The 20,478-nt window shown below is 46.4% G+C and carries 20 protein-coding genes; 17 read left to right on the top strand and 3 right to left on the bottom strand.

Features of this window, described 5'->3' with window-relative positions; genetic code table 11:
• The first annotated feature begins 538 nt into the window (after nt 1–538).
• On the top strand, nt 539–1,567 hold the full coding sequence (locus tag ACQCN2_RS02475; protein WP_426927300.1) for a phosphotransferase: 1,029 nt from the start codon (nt 539–541) through the stop codon (nt 1,565–1,567).
• A gap of 62 nt (nt 1,568–1,629) precedes the next feature.
• On the opposite strand, the gene ACQCN2_RS02480 is transcribed toward ACQCN2_RS02475, so the two are convergent.
• Nucleotides 1,630–3,594 carry a bifunctional 2',3'-cyclic-nucleotide 2'-phosphodiesterase/3'-nucleotidase gene (locus ACQCN2_RS02480; protein ID WP_426927301.1) on the bottom strand — a complete coding sequence of 655 codons (1,965 nt, stop codon included), beginning with the start codon at nt 3,592–3,594 and terminating at the stop codon, nt 1,630–1,632.
• A 268-nt stretch (nt 3,595–3,862) separates the two neighbouring features.
• On the opposite strand from ACQCN2_RS02480, the gene ACQCN2_RS02485 reads away from it, so the two are divergent.
• The 11 genes from ACQCN2_RS02485 to yajC all read left to right on the top strand — a co-directional run bounded on the left by ACQCN2_RS02485 (nt 3,863) and on the right by yajC (nt 13,468).
• Nucleotides 3,863–4,450, top strand: coding sequence for a BofC C-terminal domain-containing protein (locus tag ACQCN2_RS02485; RefSeq protein WP_426927302.1), 588 nt, complete (start codon nt 3,863–3,865; stop codon nt 4,448–4,450).
• Between the two features lie 69 nt (nt 4,451–4,519).
• Complete coding sequence (locus tag ACQCN2_RS02490; RefSeq protein WP_426927303.1) at nt 4,520–4,711, top strand: hypothetical protein; 192 nt, start codon at nt 4,520–4,522, stop codon at nt 4,709–4,711.
• Nucleotides 4,712–4,843: 132 nt separating this feature from the next.
• The gene (locus tag ACQCN2_RS02495) at nt 4,844–6,025 is read left to right on the top strand and encodes a beta propeller repeat protein (RefSeq protein WP_426927304.1); all 1,182 of its coding nucleotides are present in this window, start codon (nt 4,844–4,846) and stop codon (nt 6,023–6,025) included.
• Between the two features lie 117 nt (nt 6,026–6,142).
• Nucleotides 6,143–6,643, top strand: a complete 501-nt coding sequence (ruvC, locus tag ACQCN2_RS02500) for a crossover junction endodeoxyribonuclease RuvC (RefSeq protein ID WP_426927305.1) — start codon at nt 6,143–6,145, stop codon at nt 6,641–6,643.
• Entirely contained in the window at nt 6,640–7,254 is a 615-nt protein-coding gene (ruvA, locus tag ACQCN2_RS02505; protein ID WP_426927306.1) for a Holliday junction branch migration protein RuvA, read from the top strand. Before ruvC ends, ruvA begins: the two co-directional genes overlap by 4 nt.
• A gap of 6 nt (nt 7,255–7,260) precedes the next feature.
• Entirely contained in the window at nt 7,261–8,259 is a 999-nt protein-coding gene (gene ruvB, locus ACQCN2_RS02510) for a Holliday junction branch migration DNA helicase RuvB (protein WP_426927307.1), read from the top strand.
• On the top strand, nt 8,256–8,474 hold the full coding sequence (locus ACQCN2_RS02515) for a DUF2905 domain-containing protein (RefSeq protein WP_426927308.1): 219 nt from the start codon (nt 8,256–8,258) through the stop codon (nt 8,472–8,474). Before ruvB ends, ACQCN2_RS02515 begins: the two co-directional genes overlap by 4 nt.
• A 242-nt stretch (nt 8,475–8,716) precedes the next feature.
• Nucleotides 8,717–10,798: a SpoIID/LytB domain-containing protein gene (locus ACQCN2_RS02520; protein ID WP_426927309.1), complete on the top strand. Its 2,082-nt coding sequence runs from the start codon at nt 8,717–8,719 to the stop codon at nt 10,796–10,798.
• 19 nt (nt 10,799–10,817) lie between these two features.
• A complete protein-coding gene (gene queA, locus ACQCN2_RS02525; RefSeq protein WP_426927310.1) occupies nt 10,818–11,849 on the top strand; it encodes a tRNA preQ1(34) S-adenosylmethionine ribosyltransferase-isomerase QueA in 1,032 nt (343 codons plus the stop codon).
• Nucleotides 11,850–11,984: 135 nt separating this feature from the next.
• Complete coding sequence (tgt, locus tag ACQCN2_RS02530; protein ID WP_426927311.1) at nt 11,985–13,115, top strand: tRNA guanosine(34) transglycosylase Tgt; 1,131 nt, start codon at nt 11,985–11,987, stop codon at nt 13,113–13,115.
• Nucleotides 13,116–13,135: 20 nt separating this feature from the next.
• Complete coding sequence (gene yajC / locus ACQCN2_RS02535) at nt 13,136–13,468, top strand: preprotein translocase subunit YajC (RefSeq protein ID WP_426927312.1); 333 nt, start codon at nt 13,136–13,138, stop codon at nt 13,466–13,468.
• A 315-nt stretch (nt 13,469–13,783) separates the two neighbouring features.
• Here the strand turns inward: yajC and ACQCN2_RS02540 are convergent, their stop codons facing one another.
• Nucleotides 13,784–14,152, bottom strand: a complete 369-nt coding sequence (locus ACQCN2_RS02540) for a TIGR04086 family membrane protein (RefSeq protein ID WP_426927313.1) — start codon at nt 14,150–14,152, stop codon at nt 13,784–13,786.
• A gap of 134 nt (nt 14,153–14,286) precedes the next feature.
• Between ACQCN2_RS02540 and corA the strand changes: the two genes are divergently transcribed.
• On the top strand, nt 14,287–15,264 hold the full coding sequence (gene corA, locus ACQCN2_RS02545; RefSeq protein ID WP_426927314.1) for a magnesium/cobalt transporter CorA: 978 nt from the start codon (nt 14,287–14,289) through the stop codon (nt 15,262–15,264).
• Between the two features lie 120 nt (nt 15,265–15,384).
• Nucleotides 15,385–16,017, top strand: coding sequence for a DUF421 domain-containing protein (locus ACQCN2_RS02550; RefSeq protein ID WP_426927511.1), 633 nt, complete (start codon nt 15,385–15,387; stop codon nt 16,015–16,017).
• On the opposite strand, the gene spoVB is transcribed toward ACQCN2_RS02550, so the two are convergent.
• Nucleotides 16,018–17,598 carry a stage V sporulation protein B gene (spoVB, locus tag ACQCN2_RS02555; protein WP_426927315.1) on the bottom strand — a complete coding sequence of 527 codons (1,581 nt, stop codon included), beginning with the start codon at nt 17,596–17,598 and terminating at the stop codon, nt 16,018–16,020.
• A 157-nt stretch (nt 17,599–17,755) separates the two neighbouring features.
• Here spoVB and ACQCN2_RS02560 point away from each other — a divergent pair, with 157 nt between their 5' ends.
• The 3 genes from ACQCN2_RS02560 to secF all read left to right on the top strand — a co-directional run bounded on the left by ACQCN2_RS02560 (nt 17,756) and on the right by secF (nt 20,283).
• Nucleotides 17,756–18,010 carry a post-transcriptional regulator gene (locus tag ACQCN2_RS02560; protein ID WP_426927316.1) on the top strand — a complete coding sequence of 85 codons (255 nt, stop codon included), beginning with the start codon at nt 17,756–17,758 and terminating at the stop codon, nt 18,008–18,010.
• 97 nt (nt 18,011–18,107) lie between these two features.
• Nucleotides 18,108–19,343: a protein translocase subunit SecD gene (gene secD / locus ACQCN2_RS02565; RefSeq protein WP_426927317.1), complete on the top strand. Its 1,236-nt coding sequence runs from the start codon at nt 18,108–18,110 to the stop codon at nt 19,341–19,343.
• Nucleotides 19,333–20,283 (top strand): protein translocase subunit SecF, encoded by a 951-nt coding sequence (gene secF, locus ACQCN2_RS02570; RefSeq protein ID WP_426927318.1) that lies wholly within the window; start codon nt 19,333–19,335, stop codon nt 20,281–20,283. Before secD ends, secF begins: the two co-directional genes overlap by 11 nt.
• Nucleotides 20,284–20,478 lie beyond the last annotated feature (195 nt).

The following is a 20,478-nucleotide window of genomic DNA, read 5'->3' on the forward strand; positions in this document are numbered from 1 at the left end:
CAGTCCTATCAACCGTACCAGTCGTCACAAATGGATCAATCGTATCCCTCCCATCAGCCAATCCAATCGTCACAGTCGGATCAATCGGATCAGTCCTCTCAGCCATTCCAGTCGTCACATTGGGACCAATCGTTACACAAACAATCACCATCCTACCCTCCGCATACCTACCAATATCCAGGGTATTCTTCATCGTCCAATCAAGACGTTGAACGATACCAAACAGATGGATCTTCATTTGACACAAGCCGATTTGGCTTTGATATAGGGGGAAGGACTGAACAAGAGGGTGCAAACGTCTATTTCGAACAAACACCTTTTCCACACTATCCACATGCTTATATGCCTTCACCGATGATTCATCAACCTCAACATCACGATTTTTATTTAAACAGCGGTTCTAATCTGTACGCTCAGCCCATGATTCAGAATCCAATGTTTCACTTGCATCACTCCCTACCGTTCATACCAGAGCACGACGTGAGTCCGAACTGGGATCACGGTCACGATTCATCATCAGCGGATTAAGTGATCGCCTATGAGCGAAGCTTTAATAAAGACTCTTGAACTAGCGTACAGCTGCCAAATATACGGAGTGAAGCCGAAGCGGAACGTTTATCAAGTCCGATCAAATCGTGGGGTCTGGATCGTTAAGGGCTATAAAGACAAAGAAATGGCGTATTGGGTGACACAGTTGGCAAGTATTTTACACGAACAGGGCTTTTTTCGCACCGTACATTATGTGACGACTCGGGATGGGATGCAAGTCATTCCTATAGGACAACGCTACTACACGGTTATGAAGGCAATCGAAGGTGAGGAGGCGAATTACGCATCTCTCTTTGACGTAAAAAAGGCGGCAAGATCCCTGGCCCAATTCCATCAAGCGGCTCAAGGGATTCCGTTTACACTGGAGGATGATCGGGGAATTCCGCCGATTTTTGATAAATGGGAGAGCAGGTACAATCACTTTACACAGATCTCAAGCAAGATCAACAACAGAGGTCCAGGCAATCGGTTTGAACAGTTGATCTCCCAATTATCCAAGGAGATTATTCGAGACTCCTTGGACTGCCTTGAACAGATGAGAGAGCTTCCCTTTAATGAAGAGTTGTACCAGGCCTATTCACGCGGTACTATGGCTCACCGAGATGTGGCCAGTCACAATTTCCTCATTACGGAGAAAGGCAATTGCTATCTCATTGATTTGGATACGGTCCATTCAGATATGCAGCTGGTTGACTTGGCGCAATTCATGAGCCGTATGATGCTCATGCAAGGGTACCAGATGAATTCGTTTATCGATGCCATCCAAGAGTATACGCGGATCAAGCATTTATCAGACAGTCAAATTAAAATGCTGATCACCATGTTGCATTTTCCGGATAACGTGATACGAGAAGTAACCGGGATTTATGCCAAGCGTCCGGGTTATCGCGTACGGGGAGTGACCCAGCTCCTGTTGCTCAAACGAAGGTTTGTTTCTGCCCGCAAAGAATTCCTGCAGCAGGCAAATCGTACCATTCATTACTGGAAAAAAGATATGTTCGAATTCGGAGCCAGCTAAATTAATGCAGAAAGAAAAGAGCCAAAGACACAAGGTCTTCGGCTCTTTTGGCGTTCACTTGATTATTTTTTTGCGGAAAGGTCGATGGTGTATTTGGCAAAACCAGTGTCCAAAGTGGAAACAAACTTGATTTGTGGAAGTTTATCCAAATATTTTTGAGCGTTAGGAGAAGATTCAAATGTAACTTTTCCTTTTGTCGCTGCAGGAGCAAATGACCAGTTGCTATCAGCAGTTGGGTTGATTGTTTTTTGGGCCAAGATGTAGTCGATAATCGCTTGACGGTTTTCATCTGGAGAATCAATCACGATGTTATCGCCTTTCAAACCTGGGAAGTTACCGCCGCCGCTAGCGCGGTAGTTGTTGGTGACCACGATGAATTTTTGATCCTTGGCAATCTCTTTACCGTTGAATTGAAGGTTTTTGATACGGCTGGAATTTGGATTCACCACGGTACCTTTCGCATCGTACTTCGCAGGCTGAGTTACGTCGATTTGATAAGTTACGCCATCGATTACATCGTAGTTGTAAGTTGGGAAGTCAAGATTAATTAGCGCTTGATCTTCTGATTTGTTAGGATCAATTTGGTTGAATTGTCCAGCAGACATTTCCAACCATTCTTTTACGGTGTCGCCAGTTACCAATACAGCTTTTACTGTGTTTGGATATACATATAGATCAGATACGTTTTTGATCGCAATGGTACCAGGAGCTATGTCTGTATAGTAGCTTGCACCGTTACGTCCGCCTGCTTTGAATGGAGCGCCTACAGAAAGAACTGGAAGACCATCATACTCAGTGCCTTGCAATTTCTTTTCGATATACCATTTTTGAGCGTTGGTTACGATTTGAATAGATGGATCGTCGTTTACCAATGCGAAGTAGCTGTTGATCGGAGCGGTTGTTGTACCAACTGGACCGCGAACATAAGCAAGAGTACCTTCGTGTTCAGCTTTTACAGCGTTTACGATGGCTGGATCAGCGTCAACCAACGCTTTCTTATTGGCTTTATCATAGATTGCCAAAGTTGTTGCTTGGGAGCTAACCACAGTCCATTTGCCTTTTACTTTTTGCAACTGAAGATCGACTTGACCCAAGTGATCTCCCCAGAAACCAGGCATAACAGAAGCGACACCATTGATTGTCCCTTTGTTTACGTCTACACCTGGAATGTTTTCGAAGTCTTTGCTAGGGAATACTTTATGGGCATGTCCGAAAAGAATCGCGTCGATTCCCTTTACATTGCTCAAGTAGTAGGTAGCGTTCTCGTCAAAGCCTTTTGGAGCCGCTTTTTCGAAGCCGGAGTGAGCAAGGGCGATGATTACGTCAGCGCCAGCCTTTTTCATCTCAGGGACGTATTTGTTTGCGGTTGCAACGATGTCTTTGGTGATAACTTTTCCCTCGAGATTTGCTTTGTCCCAAGCGGTAATTTGCGGTGGCACGAAACCGATTACGCCGACCTTGATTTTTTGTAGTTTACCGGTGTCATCTTTGAAGACTTTGTCCAAGATGATGTATGGTTTGAAATAGTTTTTGTCGTTGTTTGGATTTTTGTCATGATCATCGAAGTAAACGTTTGCATTTACATACGGGAATTTTGCGCCACTTAGCGATGTTTTTAAGAAGTCCAAGCCATAGTTGAATTCGTGGTTACCGACATTTCCTGCGTCATAGCTAAGCTGATTCATTGCTTTATACACGGGATGAACTTGGCCAGCTTTCAACGGCTGCACGCGAGCAACATAATCTCCGAGCGGATTACCTTGGATCAAGTCCCCATTATCAAACAGCATGCTGTTTACCGCTTCTTGACGAGCTTTTTTGATGAGAGATGCAGTTTTCGCCAAACCAAATTCGTCGGTTGACGCATCTTTATAATAGTCATAGTTTACGATGTTGGTGTGAATGTCCGTTGTTTCAAGAATGCGCAGGTTCACAACCGGGTCTTTTGCGGCAAAAACAGGAACCGACAACACGCTGAAAGCCAAAGAAGCTGCAACTACACCACTTAGTACCTTTTTCTTGTCCAAGAAAATAAACCCCCTTATAAATTTAAAAAATAATAAATGGTTAAGAAAATATTAATGGGAAGTTAAAGTTTTCTTAACCATTCAAATAATACCATAGGAACTGGTAATAAGACACAATTTTCACCTGTTTATAAACTTTTTTTTATCAAAAATCGATATTTTTTTGGTGAGCTGTCGTAATTTTCACTATTTGATGGAAGAAATGGAGTATATTTGTTGATTTTACTGGGCAAACTGTGAATAAAAGCGATTGAAGGAGTTTTCCCGGATGCGAAGTTACAAGCTAATCTTCCTGACGCTGGCTCTCTTGGCCGTTGGTTTGCTTGGAAAAGGTACGACCTTTCTCACGGACGCGATCAAAGGGTTGCCCAATCAGGAGAAACTGCTAAAACAAGCGGAAGAAAAAGCGGTGGCGGTCATGGGCAAACCGCTTGAATTAGTGCTAAAAAGGACCTACCTGTGCGGACCCAAAGATGAAGAGCGAGTCCGTGTGGAACCTCAAACCATTGAACAACTGCTATCCAAATACATTGGTTGGGAGATCGCGTCAGTGGGGGCCGATTCCGTTGTTTTAAAAAAAGCGGAGAATGACCTCTCGCCTTTGTGTAAGTCGAACGGGCATTTTGGATTGTCTCAGGGTAACGTGTTGACGCTGTTTAACGGGCTTCCCGGTGAACAAAAGGTCATCCAAACCTTCTACCAAATCAACACAGCGCGTCTGGAAGCGGGTCTGCCCAAGAATGAACTGGATTTATTGAAAAAAGGCATCCGCGTCCATGACTTGGCTGAGTACAATAGTATTCTTTCCACTTATAGCGAGTTTCAAAATCACGAGAAAAGCGGGACGAGTCCTTAATCACATATTTGAAGGACGTTACAGCCATACTGAAGGTACACGGTGCAACAAAAGGAGGAGACTTACAGCATGTCTTCGATGCCTCGAGGAAGCTATAAGGACCAATACCATCAGCGCTTGTACGTTCAACTGAACCAAGGGCACAACAAACTGGATTACCGCAGGATCAATATCCTAAAGGAAGACATGCAGCACAATGTGGACGACTATGCCCACATGCAGCATGACTATTCAGACGCTCTGGGAATGAACAGGCACTAGGCACCGTTTGACCCGACCTGACTAAAGCAGGTCGGGTTTTCTGCTAGAACCTGACAAAAGCGTGTAACGAGATCGTTGGTTTGAACGTCGAATTGTTGCGGGTATTCACAAAGCAAACTGGAGTGAACAAGCGTGAATGAATTGTATAAAAGTAAGATTATCATCGTGTTTGCCTTTCTGTTGATCGCCTTGACTAGCTGCCAAAATGGATCGAAAGCTCCTTCTCCTAACCCACCGACTGATGCCACCAAAAATCATCAGCAACCTGTTGCAACGACCCCAACAACTCCGGACCATACGCCAATGGGTACTGTAACCGCTGTTCGCTTGGCTGATCACAAAATCGGCTGGGTTGGAGGGGAAGGCTGGATTGCCAGAACGGATGATGGGGGAGTGAATTGGAGCGCGCAATACAAAGGCTCGGGAACCATCCATCAACTGTTCGCGTTAAACGCAAAAGAGGCGTGGGCGACGCTAAACGAGGCGTCAAGCCAATCTGGATCTCTCGGGTTGCTCAGCTCAGCAGATGGCGGACAGCATTGGAGTTTGACAGGAAAAGTCCCCAACAAGGGCTTTCTGCACTTCGTTTCAAGCCGTGAAGCGTTTAGCGGCAATGCCAGAACGACAGACGGCGGCAAGACCTGGAGTATGCTTGCTGTACCCAAAAATGCAGCAGGAGACGCTTATTTTCATGATAAAGATAACGGTTGGGTCGTCACACGAGGAAACAACACAGTTCGCTTTGAGCGGACTGTTGATGGCGGCAAGACCTGGAAAATCGTCATGACGCGAAAAACAGCTGCTCCAATTAACGGAACACTGATCAGATCATCGGGTGTGAACGATGCCTGGGTTGAACTTATCGGAGATACGGGTATGACCCAAACGTCTTACTCCTTGTTCCATACCTTGGACGGCGGGCGTAGCTGGCTGACGGTCATTGTGAAATCGACTGCGGGTGGAGGTCCTGCACCCGGATTCCCTGCCGATTACACAGGTGGTCCTTCGATTGCTGGCAACAGTCCTGGACCGCTCTATGTTGTGAATCCAACAGTCGCATTTATCGGCGGCAGGTGCAATGCTTGCGACAAGCCGAACACGATTGGCTGGACCAAGGATGGAGGCAAAACCTTGACCAATGGCAATGTTGCGCTGACAGGCTTTGGGCCTGCATTCATCGCCTTTGCAGATCCTAGTTACGGCTGGTGGATTACGACCGACAATACGGAGCCGTCCATACTTTACACATCTGTCGATGGCGGCAAGACCTGGAAGAAAACACATCAGTTCGATAAACCCAAACCCACATCTTAATGGATAACAAGGCTGTCGTATAGACGGCCTTTTCTATTAAAAGTACAAATACACGTTCGCTTTTTTCTATGGTTGTGGTAGAGTTAGATGAAAGAGTAGATAGGCGGAGAGTGAAACATGCGGATTTTAGGGATTGACCCAGGTATTGCGATCGTTGGGTTTGGTTTTGTGGATAAACAGGGCAGTCAGCTGAAGCCTGCTCAATACGGTTCGATTCAGACAGAGGCCGGATTATCTGTTCCCCTACGATTGAAACAAATTTATGAAGCGATGCAAGAATTGCTTGCCACTTACAAACCGGACGAGGTTTCGGTGGAGAAGCTGTTTTTCAATAAAAATGTAACCACTGCGTTCAGTGTCGGTCAAGCGAGAGGAGTGATCCTTTTGGCAGCTGAGCAAGCAGGGATTCCTACATACGAGTACACACCGATGCAAGTGAAACAAGCGGTAACAGGATACGGAGGCGCAGAGAAAAAACAAATTCAAGAGATGGTAAGAATCTTGCTGAAGCTGCCAGAGGTTCCTAAACCGGACGATGTAGCGGATGCGTTGGGGATCGCGATTACACATGCGAACTTCAGGACGTATCATCAGATGATGGAAGGGGCACGTTTATGATTGACTTCGTGGAAGGAACGGTTTGTTACATCGATACGGAATACGTGGTTGTGGAGGCAGGAGGTATTGGCTATCGACTGTTTTGTCCGAATCCGTATCAGTTCGTGAATCAAGAGGGGTCGAAACGCCGCTTGTTTACCCATCATCATGTCCGGGAAGACGCGATCCAATTATACGGGTTTGGCGACCGAGATGAACGGGATATGTTTCGTCGTCTGCTCGAAGTGACGGGAATTGGCCCTAAAGGTGCTCTGGCCATTCTAGCTGCAGCTAGTCCCGAACAGATTGTGCTCGCTATTCAGCAGGAAAACGTGAATTATTTGACCAAGTTCCCTGGGATTGGGAAGAAGACCGCACAGCGGATTATTCTTGACTTAAAAGACAAGCTGAAAGGATTTACCCCATCCATGCTCACGGTTGAAGTCGCCTCCACTTCTTCGGAAATTGCGTCAGTGGGTGCTTTTCAGCAAGCGATGGAAGCGCTTGAGGCTCTGGGGTACTCCGACAACGAAATCCAATCCATTAAGTCAGTTCTACGAGAAAAAGCGCAGGCAGGCAATTCTGTTGAACAGTTGATTAAGGCAGGTCTGGCTCAGTTGATGAGGGGGTAGAAAGCAGTGGAAGAACGCATCATCACAACTCATATGACGTTGCAAGATGATATGAGTGAATTAAGCCTGCGCCCTCGCTATCTAGCTGAATATATCGGGCAGTCCCAAGTGAAAGAGAATCTCAAAATCTTTATTGAAGCTGCCAAGATGCGGAACGAGGCATTGGATCATGTTCTTTTATACGGACCACCTGGTTTGGGGAAAACAACATTGTCCCAAATCATCGCGAATGAACTCGGCGTCAACATCCGCACCACATCGGGACCCGCTATCGAGCGTCCTGGAGATTTAGCCGCGATTCTGACCAATTTGCAAGAAAACGATGTGCTGTTCATTGATGAAATCCATCGCTTGCATCGAAGCGCCGAAGAAGTGCTTTATTCGGCAATGGAAGATTTCGCCCTGGATATTATGATCGGCAAAGGGCCAAGCGCAAGAAGCGTCCGGCTTGATTTGCCGCCGTTTACCCTGATTGGGGCAACGACACGCGCTGGCCTTTTGTCGTCACCGCTACGGGATCGCTTTGGTGTCGTGAATCGTCTGGAATTTTATACAATCGATGAATTGAGTTTCATCGTTAGTCGCGCGTCAGATATTCTGCAAACCGGGATTGCCGAAGGTGGAGCGGTAGAAGTGGCCAAACGCTCGCGTGGGACACCACGTGTCGCCAATCGACTGCTAAAGCGCGTCCGTGATTTTGCGCAGGTCCAAGGGGAAGGCAAAATTACAACGGAGCTTGCCCGTGAAGCGTTGGATCGCTTGCAAGTGGATTCCTGCGGGCTGGATCACGTCGATCATAAACTTCTTCTCTCGATTATTGACAAGTTTGCGGGTGGACCTGTTGGATTGGATACTATTGCGGCAACAATCGGCGAGGAATCTCAGACGATTGAAGACGTTTGTGAACCTTATCTTTTGCAAATCGGGTTTTTACAACGGACACCACGCGGGCGAATTGCAACGCCAAGTGCCTACCAGCATTTTGGAAGGGTGATGCCGGAATGAGTTCTTTTCCAAAGCTCTTGATTGGGCTTGGAGCCCTATTGATCATCATTGGTGTGCTGTGGCAAGTAGGCGGCAGATTTTTGCCATTGGGTAAGCTTCCGGGAGACATCGTGGTGGAGAAGGAGAATGTCAAGGTTTACTTCCCGATTGTGACCTGTATTGTTATTAGCATCTTGTTGTCGCTGGGAAGTTACTTGTTTCGGTTGTTTAAATAACGGGAAAAGGCAGCGAAACGGCTGCCTTTTTTTCGTTGATAGGAATTTGTTAAAATTCCTTCCATTCGCGCAAGCCTGCCAAGAAAAGACTTCGTCCGATCGACGCTCATTTTCAGCTAAATAGTCCTAGAGAATGCTGGGAGGAATTGATTTGGAATTTGTCGAATTTTACTTTCTTTAGCGTCGAAAATTGATATAAAAAAGCTTTGAACAAGCTCTTTCGATAAAGGAGATGACAAGAGATGAAAAAACGCAGGTTAGGCAGACAGCTGCTAGCTATTGCAAGCGTTCTCTCATTATCACTAACAGGGTATTATCCAACTGCCGATGCAGCTGAGAAAAATATTCGGGTCGCACTTTTTGTAGATACAGGGCAAGGCTATCGGGGTGTGGTCCCCTCCATTACGCTTGCGAGTGACTCCGGACTTGACGTGAGAGCTTCGGACAAGCAATCAGACGTTTCCGTAGGGATCAACTCCGATCAGGCCCGTTTTCGTGTAGATGAATTCACAGTGGTCGCCGTGGAAACGGCTGATTTGAATGAAGCGCAGCGAACCGCCCAACAGTTGAGCAAGCAAAAGCTGGATGCATCGATTACAGTCAATTCCCGTAACGGAAGGCCAATCTATCAAGTCATGAGCGGTTCGTACAATACATATGACACCGCCCTATCCCAAAGCAAATCAATTGCTCAGAAGGTTGGAAAACAGCCTCAGATTCAAGGTCCATATCGGGTGGAAGCCGGTCGATATAAAAGTTTAGCAGATGCGAAGAAATCGGAGAGCACGTATGAAGCATCCGGAGTACCTGCTCATACCGTCATGCTTTTGGATGGAGATAAAGCAGCCTATGCGGTCTGGCTGGGAGACGAGATTTCGTCATCCAAACTAAACTCCATCACTGCCGCGGCGGAAGATGTAAAAGCAGGCCGTTACCAAAAAGCGGATGCATCCAGTTATATTGTAATCAATGATGAAGTGGTCGCGGGAGGCAATGAAGCGGAGACAGTCCCTCAGTACGTGTTTTCTTCGCAAGTGAAACTGACGGTGAAATCGAAGGGCAAGGGTACTCCTCTCATCACCGTAGAAGAGCGTGAACATCGCAAATACCGTGGACAGATTGAATTATCCGATTATAAAAACAACCTGACAGTGGTGAACGAATTGCCTATGGAGCAATATCTGTACGGTGTTGTCGGTTCAGAGATGTCAACAGGTTGGCCATTGGAAGCGCTCAAGGCGCAAGCCGTATTAGCGCGGACGCGTGCTGTAGGACAAGGAAATAAATACGGCGTCGCTAACCTGTCTGACACTGTGTATGAACAGGCTTATTACGGCTACAGCAAGGAAGCGGCCGACATTCGCAAGGCTGTAGATGAAACAGCAGGTGAAGTGATTCATTATAAAGGAAAAGTGGCTGAATCGTTGTTTTATTCCAACGCCGGGGGCATGACAGCGGATGGGACGGAAGTATGGGGCACGAAGGTTCCGTACTTGGCGGTAGTTGATACTCCTGACATTGACCCGATGGAAAAAGCAATTCCGTGGTATCATGTCGCTTTGGCTGACGGAACCATCGGGTATGTGCGCAGTGACTTTGTTACGCTTCGATCTGAACGAAATCCGGTAGGACTGCAACAAGGCGTTACCAAAATTGATAAGGTAAACTTCCGGATCGGGCCATCCAGCACGTATCATAAGGCGATTACCGCTTTGCCGATTGGAACCGAGCTCACCATCCTCCAATCGGAACCTGAGGAGAACGCCTACCAATGGACGCGTGGACCCTACACCGCGCAAGAACTGACGGCGATGATCAATACAAGTCAGGCCCGCAACAAAGGGGCGCAATATAACCAACCCATACAGTCGCTCGAAGTAACGAAAAGGGGTCCATCTGGTCGAGTGATGGCAATGGAAGCGGATGGGATGGCGATTGCGGTTTCGAACCCCGATGGATTCCGATCCGTATTCAGTCAAGGGGGCAACAGTTTGCGAAGCACCAAATTCGATATTGAGCAAATGGGACAAGTAATGGTGTTGGGAGCCAACAATCAGACAGCCAACTTTCCCGCCTACGATATTCAAGCAATGGGTGCCGACGGGACAAGCCCTGCCAATGGCAATAGTGATCAATACGTTATAACAAATGGGATTCAGGCACCGCGAATCGCTTCCAAACAGGCTATGTTCGTCATTCATGGCAATGGTTTTGGGCATGGGCTAGGAGTCTCGCAATTTGGTGCCAAAGCCTTGGCTGAACAAGGGTATGACTATCAGCAAATCCTGCAACACTACTATCAGGACGTAACAATCGAACCATAAAAAAGAGGAGTTATTACAAGTGGACGTTAATCAGTTTGATTTTGAACTACCCGAAGAGTTAATTGCGCAACATCCTTTAGAGGAAAGGACTGCTTCTAGACTGCTCGTCCTTCATAAACAGACGGGAGAGATTGAACATCAACAGTTTACCAATCTAATCGACCATTTGAAGGCGGGAGATGTGCTTGTTTTAAACGACAGCCGAGTGCTACCAGCTCGGCTGATCGGCGTAAAAGAAGATACCGGCGCCAAAATTGAGGTGCTCTTGCTCAAGTCCCTAGGAGATGATCGCTGGGAAACACTTGTGAAGCCAGGGAAACGCGTAAAGTCGGGAACGGTTATCCAATTCGGAGATGGCTTGCTTCGCTGTGTCTGCGAAGATACGACTGAGGTAGGCGGGCGAATTGTCCGATTTGAATATAGCGGAATCTTCTATGAAGTATTGGATCAGTTGGGCTCAATGCCGCTTCCGCCTTACATTCACGCTCAACTGGAGGATAAGGAACGATACCAGACCGTCTACGCCAAAGAACGAGGTTCCGCGGCAGCACCTACGGCTGGGTTGCATTTTACCCGTGATTATTTGGAGCGGCTGGAGAAGAAGGGTGTGGAGCTTCGCTATGTGACATTGCATGTGGGACTGGGCACATTTAGACCAGTTAGCTCCGATACAATTGAGGGTCACGTGATGCATTCCGAGTATTACGAGCTTTCAGAGGAAACCGCAACAGCAATTAATCAGGCGAAAGCCGAGGGAAGAAGGGTCATTGCAGTCGGAACCACTTCTTGTCGGGTGCTGGAGACCGTAGGAAGCGACAATCAAGGCAAGCTGATCGCCCAATCCGGTTGGACCCAAATCTTTATTTACCCTGGCTATACCTTTAGTATTATCGATGGACTATTAACCAACTTCCATCTGCCAAAGTCTACGTTGGTGATGCTCGTGAGCGCGCTTGCAGGCCAAGAGTATGTCTTGAATGCCTATCGGGAAGCGGTTGATCAAGCGTATCGTTTCTTTAGCTTTGGAGACGCGATGCTCATCATAGAGTAGGACAATCCAAGCCTTACCCATCAGAATATAAACGAATGTGCATATATAGGCCATCTCGCCTTGTGATTCTTCACTATTGCCACTATAATAAGAAGGACATGTACATAAGAAGTTGAAACCAAGGAGTGCAATCATTTGGCAGTACGTTATGAGTTAATTAAGACATGTAAGCAAACAGGGGCCAGACTTGGTAAGCTACATACACCACACGGAACCATAGATACACCTGTGTTCATGCCAGTTGGAACACAAGCGACAGTAAAAACGATGAGCCCGGAAGAAGTAAGGGAGATGGGAGCGGGGATTATTCTCAGCAATACCTACCATCTGTTTTTGCGTCCCGGACATAAAATCGTGGAAGAAGCCGGCGGACTACATTCGTTCATGAACTGGCCAGGTGCCATTCTTACGGATAGCGGAGGTTTTCAGGTGTTCAGCTTGAGTAACCTACGCAAGATCACCGAGGAAGGGGTTTCTTTCCGCTCGCACTTGAACGGGGAGAAGCTGTTCATTGGACCAGAGGAAGCCATGCAAATTCAAAACTCACTCGGTGCCGATATCATGATGGCGTTCGATGAGTGTGCTCCTTATCCGGCTGAGTACGATTATGTGAAGCAATCAATGGAACGTACGACACGTTGGGCACAGCGTTGCTTGAAGGCCCACCAAAAACCGGATACGCAAGCGTTATTTGGAATCGTGCAAGGCGGGATGTACCGTGACTTGCGAGAACAGAGCGCGCGTGATCTGGTATCGTTGGATTTTCCAGGCTATGCAGTGGGTGGGTTAAGTGTAGGTGAACCGTTCCCGCTGATGTATGAAGTACTGGATTATACGGTGCCACTGTTACCGGCGAACAAGCCGCGCTATCTGATGGGAGTAGGCTCTCCTGATGCTTTGATTGAGGGAGCGTTACGTGGAATTGACATGTTTGACTGCGTGCTTCCGACGCGAATTGCCCGCAATGGGACATGTATGACGAGCCAAGGTCGCTTGGTGATTCGCAACGCCAAATTCGCGAAGGACTTTACACCGCTCGATCCCAATTGTGATTGCTATACCTGCCGCAATTACACGCGTGCCTACATCCGCCATTTGATCAAGGCGGAAGAGACATTTGGAATTCGTTTGACCACTTACCACAATCTTCATTTCTTGATTAAGTTGATGGAACAGGTTCGTCAAGCGATAGCTGAGGATCGTTTGGGAGATTTCAGAGACCAGTTTTTTGCCCAGTATGGTTTGGGTGAAGATAGATCTTTCTAAATACAAGGAGGTATTCTACCATGGCAAATTTACAAAGCTTTTTACCATTGATTATTATGGTGGCGATTTTTTACTTCTTATTGATTCGCCCACAACAAAAACGTACCAAAACACGTAACTTGATGCTTAGTGCTCTGAAAAAGGGCGACAAAGTAGTGACAATCGGCGGAATGCACGGTACTGTTACCGATTTGACCGATGACCAAGTAACGTTGCGTGTGGCTCATAACACCAACATTACGTTTGATCGTGGCGCTGTGAACAGCGTAACGGCTGTAAGTGCCGAAACAACTGCGCCAGCAGCTTCCAAAACCGAAGCTCCAGTGGCTTCTGCTCCAAAAGAAGAAGCGTAAGCGATACATACTAAGAGCAAAAAGCAGACCGATGTCGGTCTGCTTTTTTGCGTTCAAAAGGAAAAACGAATGACCGTAATGAAGTGAGGTCATTCGTTTTTCTTCATTCCAGTAAACCAACGCCAGAAAAGACTTCATCCAATTTAAGTCTCCTTGGAAGTGATACCCAGTGGACGAGAGGAGCAAGGGACCAAAATCGCCACCCAACCCCGTAGGGGCGCGAAGCGTTTGGCGATTTCCCTTGCGGATTGAGGGAGCGGACTTCATAACTACTCTGCGAACATCCACAGAGAACTTAAATGGATGAAGTCTTTTCTACCTGCGTGACATATTCACCCCAACCACTCCACCCATCGCGCTAATCACGAAAGCGGCGACTAAATAGAAGAGTGTGGCCATTTTTAGCGGAGTGTCAAATCCGAGGAACCCGATTAAGAGGACGAGTAAGAAGTAGGAGAGCCCAGTCAATCCGCCGTAATACCAGCCCTTGGATCCGCAACGTCGCCCAGTCACCCAGCCTCCGACCAACAGACCAATACAATTAATCACGATCGTAAAGTAGGATAGAGAATTTTCTCGCAAATTGGTGAAGGAAAGCAGTAATGCCGTTACCAATGCCCCAATCAGCACGAGCCCAAATGTAAACAGAAGTCCCGTGATAATCGAGGATGATGTTGTTCGCATGCCAATAGACCTCCCCCTGTGACAAAGTTTGTACCATTTATATGAACAGCTTGGACGCAATATTCATCTCTAAGTTGAACATCTAGGCGAATTTTCGTATGATGGATGAGGAAACAACAGAGGTGGTGAGCGATATGATTAAAACTTATTTTTATAATCATTCAGAACAGAAGATGTACCACGATGTCGATCTAGATACGAAGGACGACTGGCTGAGGTCACCGGAGGATTTATTGTGGATCGATCTGTATGACGTGGGAAATCACGAGCTCCAATATATCGCTCGAATTTTTGATTTTCACCCGCTGGCCATAGAAGATTGTTTGCATGTAAGCCCTCGAGCCAAAGTGGACAATTACGAGGATTATTTTTTCTTTGTATTTCATGCCCTGCGTTATAACGAAGAAAGTGACAACGAGATTACAACAGTTGAGCTGAATGTGTTTTTGGGGCCTAATTATATCGTAACCATTCATAAATCACCAATGAATACGATAGGTAGGATTGCCGCTCAGTGTCATCGTAGTAAGTCATTCATGAATCGTGGCCCAGACTACCTCTTATATGCGATTGTCGACGGAATTACCGACGAATACTTCCCGATTATGGACCGTATTAGCGTGCGTATTGATGAACTGGAAGATGAGATTTACGAGCATCAGATGGAAGAAATTACTGAAGAGTTCCTGGCATTGAAGCGAACGATTATCTTGATCAGACGTGTAATCATGCCGCAAAAACGTATCTTCGCCAATGTGAATGGACGCTTTTCATTTGATATCTCCGAGGATAATGTCCCCTTTTACGCCGATCTAACGGATCACTTGGAACGGATTTTCGATTCTGCTGAGACATTCCGAGATCTGGTGAATGGTGCACTCGATACGTACTACACCATCATCAGTGGTAAAACAACAGAGATCATGCGCGTCCTGACGATCATCTCCACGATTATTCTCCCGCTTACCTTTATCACAGGATTGTTTGGGATGAATACGTTCGCCTGGATGGGTGAGAAGGCGGAGCCGGTTATGTTTGTCATCGCGATGGGATCCATGGTGCTTTTGACGGTCTTGATGCTGTATATTTTCAAAAAGCGGAAGTGGCTATAGGATAGCTTGAAGCAGATATGTGAAATTTGGGACGCATAGAGTCATCTTGGTGTGTGGAGAATAGTAACTGATTCTCTTCATAGGGAGGCTCGGTCTAAAGTGGAACTTTCAACCATTTTGATGCGTACCCTTTTCACATATTTTTTTATTCTCATTTTGCACCGGTTGATGGGGAAGCGAGAGCTGGGCAAGATGTCGGTCTTTGATGTGGTCATCTCGATTATGCTTGCCGAGATGGCGGTTCTTGTGATAGTAGACGTGAACCGGCCGGCGATTCTCTTTTATTTGCCCATGATGCTCATTGCAGGCTTGGAAATCGTCATGGCGTTCTTGTCCTTGAAAAGCAAAAAAATCCGGGATTGGATCGACGGCCAGCCAGAAATGATTATGGAGAACGGTGAAATCCGGGATGAAGCCATGAGGCGAAACCGACTGAGTATGGACGATTTGTTACTTAAGTTAAGACAAAAAGATGTCAAAAGTCTAGCCGATGTAGAGTTCGCCATTCTGGAAACGAACGGAGAACTGAGCGTGTTCCCCAAAGAACAGAAGCTGACTACAGGCTTGAGCGTTCCTTTGATTATCGACGGCGAAATTCGTGAGGAAGCCCTGCAACGGATTGGTCAAAATAAATTCTGGCTGAAAAAAGAAATCCGCAAATACGGAGTCAAAAGCGCCAAGGAAGTAAGCTTTTGCAGCATTGACAGCAGAGGAATAATGTTTATCGACAAAAAAGATCCTTCCAGACGCTAATTAACGGCGTGGGAAGAAAAGGGCAAGCTGTTCCCCGATCCATGGGATTCGCTGAACATCCTGTCGGCCGAGGACACGCAGGGCAATCAAAAGGACAGTGTACAGCAGGCTGCTCGATAGAGAACTAATCAGAACCATCCGGCCAATACTGAGATGGTCCAACCAGTGTTGTGCCATGTAAGAGGCTGCATAACCCATGACAAGCATGGAGAATCCGATCTTGACGAAATCCATGACTTCGATTGAAAATCCGATTCCTTTCATCAAGCTGGCAAAATGAAGCAGGGTTACCAGAGTGATCCCTAGGTTTAAAGCGATTATTGCACCATGAATTCCGAACGCGGATTGTGACGTCAAAAGAAACATGGTTGAGGTTTTGACGATGGCTCCGATTAATGTATTGCGGAAAACGACATTGGCTCGATCTAAACCCTGCAGTGCGGAAGCCAGAGGAGCCTGGAAGAACAGGAAGATGGAGAAGGGGGCCAGCTCTCTAAGAAGGCTCCCTACCTCAGGGCTATTGTACATCAAGCCGCACAGGGGCTTGGCAAAAATATAAAGCAGCACGGTGCAAGGAGCGCCAATGACCAAGGTAATTCGCATCGCTTGATAAATTCGTCGATGAACCAAACGGCTATTTTTTTGGAAAGCCGCTTCCGCCACGGCAGGAACAAGCGAAACCGATAGGGAATAGGTTAAAAATGTCGGAAATAACAGCAATGGGACGGCCATCCCGGCGAATTGTCCGTACAAGGAGGTGGCCTCAGTGATTTGAAATCCAGCAATTACCAGAGAAATTGGGACAATCATTGGTTCTAATACATAAGCGATGGAGCCTACTAATCGGCTCAGAGTAACTGGGAACGAGACATTCAACAAAATACGTAAATTTTCTCGATTTTGTTTGAGGGATGCGAACAAAGGAAGTTTGATGTATTGTGACGCGACCCTCTGCGTTGAGCGCCGATATTGCCAGACAATATAAAGAAGTCCACCTAATTCGCCGATGACGATACTGGCTGCTGCTCCGGCTGTGGCATATTCCACACCTTTGTCAAGAAAGCTGACCGTCATCACCATGACCAGTCCGATTCTTAATACTTGCTCAATGAACTGGGAAGCCGCCGTTGGAATCATATTGTGTTTACCTTGGAAGTAGCCGCGTAGCACAGCGGAGATACTAGCGAGCGGGATGACAGGGATTGCGGCCATGAGCACAAGATAGGCGCGATCGTCAGCAAACATCCAGTCGACAAGCTGATGGGCGCCTGCGAACAAGATGAGGCTGACAAATAGACTAAAGAGAGTCACGATTCCCAAGGATAAAACCAAAAAGCGCTTAGTCTGTCGGCTGTCTTGACTAGCTTCTGTTTCGGCAACCTGTTTAGCTATGGCGACCGGCAACCCAAATGTCGTCAGGGTAATAAGAAAATACAGAATAGGGACAACCATTTGATAAAGTCCCATGCCCTCCGCACCGATAATTCGTGAAAGTACGATCCGATGGGCAAACCCCAAGATCTTGGTTACAGCACCAGCTGCGATTAAGATGACGGTTCCGTATAAAAAAGATTGTCTCATCGTTCGACCCTTTCTTCCTAAAATTTGTTTGGACGAGGGGAGGATGGAGTGGCAAATATAGAAATAATTGCTGATAGCAATATGTAAAGCAAACTCCTATGCTTAAATGTATGGACGTGCCGGAGTTTGCATGACTTTTTTTCAGAGGTGAGCGCAGATGACAGCGGGGGAAGCGTTTAATAAAGAATCAGTATTTCTGGAGGTTGAGGAGCTTTGCCAGAGCAAGGCCGAGGAATTCGTCCTGCTCGGTTATGACAACATTTCAGCAAATGATATCTGGGAATGTGTCTCGCAATCGTATAAGGAGTTACCGCGAAAACACCAACTGGTCAATGACATTTTATCGTTAAAACCCAACAAATACATGAATTACTTGATGATTAACATGTATAAGAATTCCGGGCGGATTTGACATGCATTTTTTGACTTCGCTATAATTGGAATATTGGGCTACAAAGATTGGGCTTCTGATAAAGGGTGGCCATTAGGGAAAGGAGCTTTCGAGTAGAATGATAAAGTGGAGTAGGTTTATGCTCTTCCTGCTCGTAATCGCCGTTTTGGGCGGCTTAATGTTTACGACAACAGGACAAGTCTCAAAAAACATCGTACTTGGATTAGACTTACGAGGCGGTTTCGAAATTTTGTACAAGGTTGAACCGCTGGAACCAGGACAAAAAGTAACAACAGATCTTCTCAAGGCTACAGCCAAAATGGTTGAGAAACGCGTAAACATCGGTGGGGTATCCGAACCTGAAATCTCAATTGAGAACCCTGACCGTATTCGTGTGCGTCTGGCTGGTGTAACCAATCAAGAGAAACTTCGTGATTTAATTGGTAAGCCTGCCGTACTTACTTTCCGTGACGAGAGCGGCAAGGTAGTTCTCCGCGGAAGCGATCTTGCTCCAGGTGGGGCTGGTGTAGGTTATGATAACCTGCAACGTCCGTTGGTTACCTTGAAGTTTGCTAATGCAGACGCTTTTGAAAAGGTAACTAGAGCTAATCTTCATAAACGTGTCGCCATTTATTTGGATAATAATATGTTGACCAATCCAGAAATCCAAGCCGTTATTTCTGGCGGAAGTGCCCAAATTACAGGGAATTACACGGTTGAATCCGCCCAAGAATTAGCGGATATCCTGAATTCTGGTGCCTTGCCAGCCAAGTTGGTTGAGATGCAGGCAACAGCTGTAGGGGCAAGCCTTGGGGATATGGCGTTGCATCAAACGATTTTTGCCGGTTATATTGGTGGAGCGGCCATCTTTATCTTTATGCTGCTTGTTTACCGCATGCCAGGTATGATTGCGAATATTACCTTGGCGGCGTTTACGTATTTCTGTTTGGTCATTTTAGACTGGATGAACGCGACATTGACACTTCCGGGTATTGCCGGTTTCATTCTGGCTGTCGGGATGGCGGTTGACGCGAACATTATTACGTATGAGCGCATTCAAGAAGAGATTCGCAGCGGAAAAACTATTCTGTCTGCTTTCCGTATGGGACAGCGTCGTTCGTTTATTACGATTATCGACTCTCATGTCACTACCTTGATTGCCTGCGCTGTTTTGTTCTATTTTGGTACAAGCTCTATTCAAGGTTTTGCGATCATTCTTACGATGACATTGATCGTGAGTTTGATTACCAACGTCTTCGGCTCCCGCTTATTGCTCTGGATGCTTCTTAATGCCAACATGTTTAAGAAACCGAAATGGTTCGGCGTAAAGGAGAGTGATATTGGTGAGCTCTAAAAAGATCAACAACCAACACGATAATGTCATCAAGTTTGATATCGTTAAGAACCGTCGGAAATTATATGTCCTGTCGACTATCATTCTGGTTTTAGGTTTGCTTCATACCCTGATTTTTGGGATGAATTTAGGTGTTGACTTCAAGTCTGGTACCCGTCTGGATGTATTTATCGGGAAAGAATTTAACACTCAAGACGTTGATGCGATTATCAAGCAACAGGTTCCAGATGTTGTGTTTAAGCCAATCTCCAAATTGGGGACTAACCATGACACGGCAACAACCACGTTTGATCAACCAGTAGATGGGCCACGTCTGGCAAAAATTGAAGACGCCATGAAAGCAAAATACGGGCCTCAGGTAAACAAGCAAGAATCGACTGTATCACCAGTTATTGCAGAAGAGCTCGTAGAAAAAGCGGCGATTGCCGTTCTGTTGGCTGCTATTGGGATTATCATTTATATCGCGATTCGCTTCCAATTTTATTTCGGGATTGCCTGTGTGGTTGCGCTTCTGCATGACGTTTTGATCCCGATTGCCATGTTCTCCATTTTCAACATCGAGGTAGACTTGACGTTTATTGCGGCGATCTTAACAATTGTCGGTTACTCCATTAACGATACCGTCGTTATTTTTGACCGTATTCGTGAGAACTTAAGGCTGATGAAAGTGCGCAATGTGGAAGAGCTTGAGCATATGGTCAATGTCAGCTTGTGGCAAACCATGCGCCGTTCGATCTTTACCGTTGCTACCGTATTCTTCTGTGCCCTAGCTGTAGCTGTTTTGGGTGGAGAAGGGATTCGTAACTTCTCAATCTGCTTGCTGTTTGGATTAGTGAGTGGTACGTATTCCTCCATCTTTATTGCGGCGCAAGTTTGGGTAACGCTGAAAAAGCGGGAAATGTTTAAAAAACGCATGGCACCAAGCCCGAACGAAGCTTAATAATCAACGAAGCCAAGAAGCTCAGATACTGAAGCCGCGGTTATATTCCGCGGCTTTCTTTATCAAGTTGGAATGTTTAATTACTTTACATAGTTAAAGTGATTAAACATTCCTTCCATTTGTGTAAGGCCATCAAGAAAAGATTTCGTCTGCTCGACGCTCATTTTAAGCGAAACCAAGCAGAGTGAACGAAGG

The organism is Brevibacillus ginsengisoli (assembly GCF_050113715.1).
Lineage (GTDB): Bacteria > Bacillota > Bacilli > Brevibacillales > Brevibacillaceae > Brevibacillus_H > Brevibacillus_H ginsengisoli.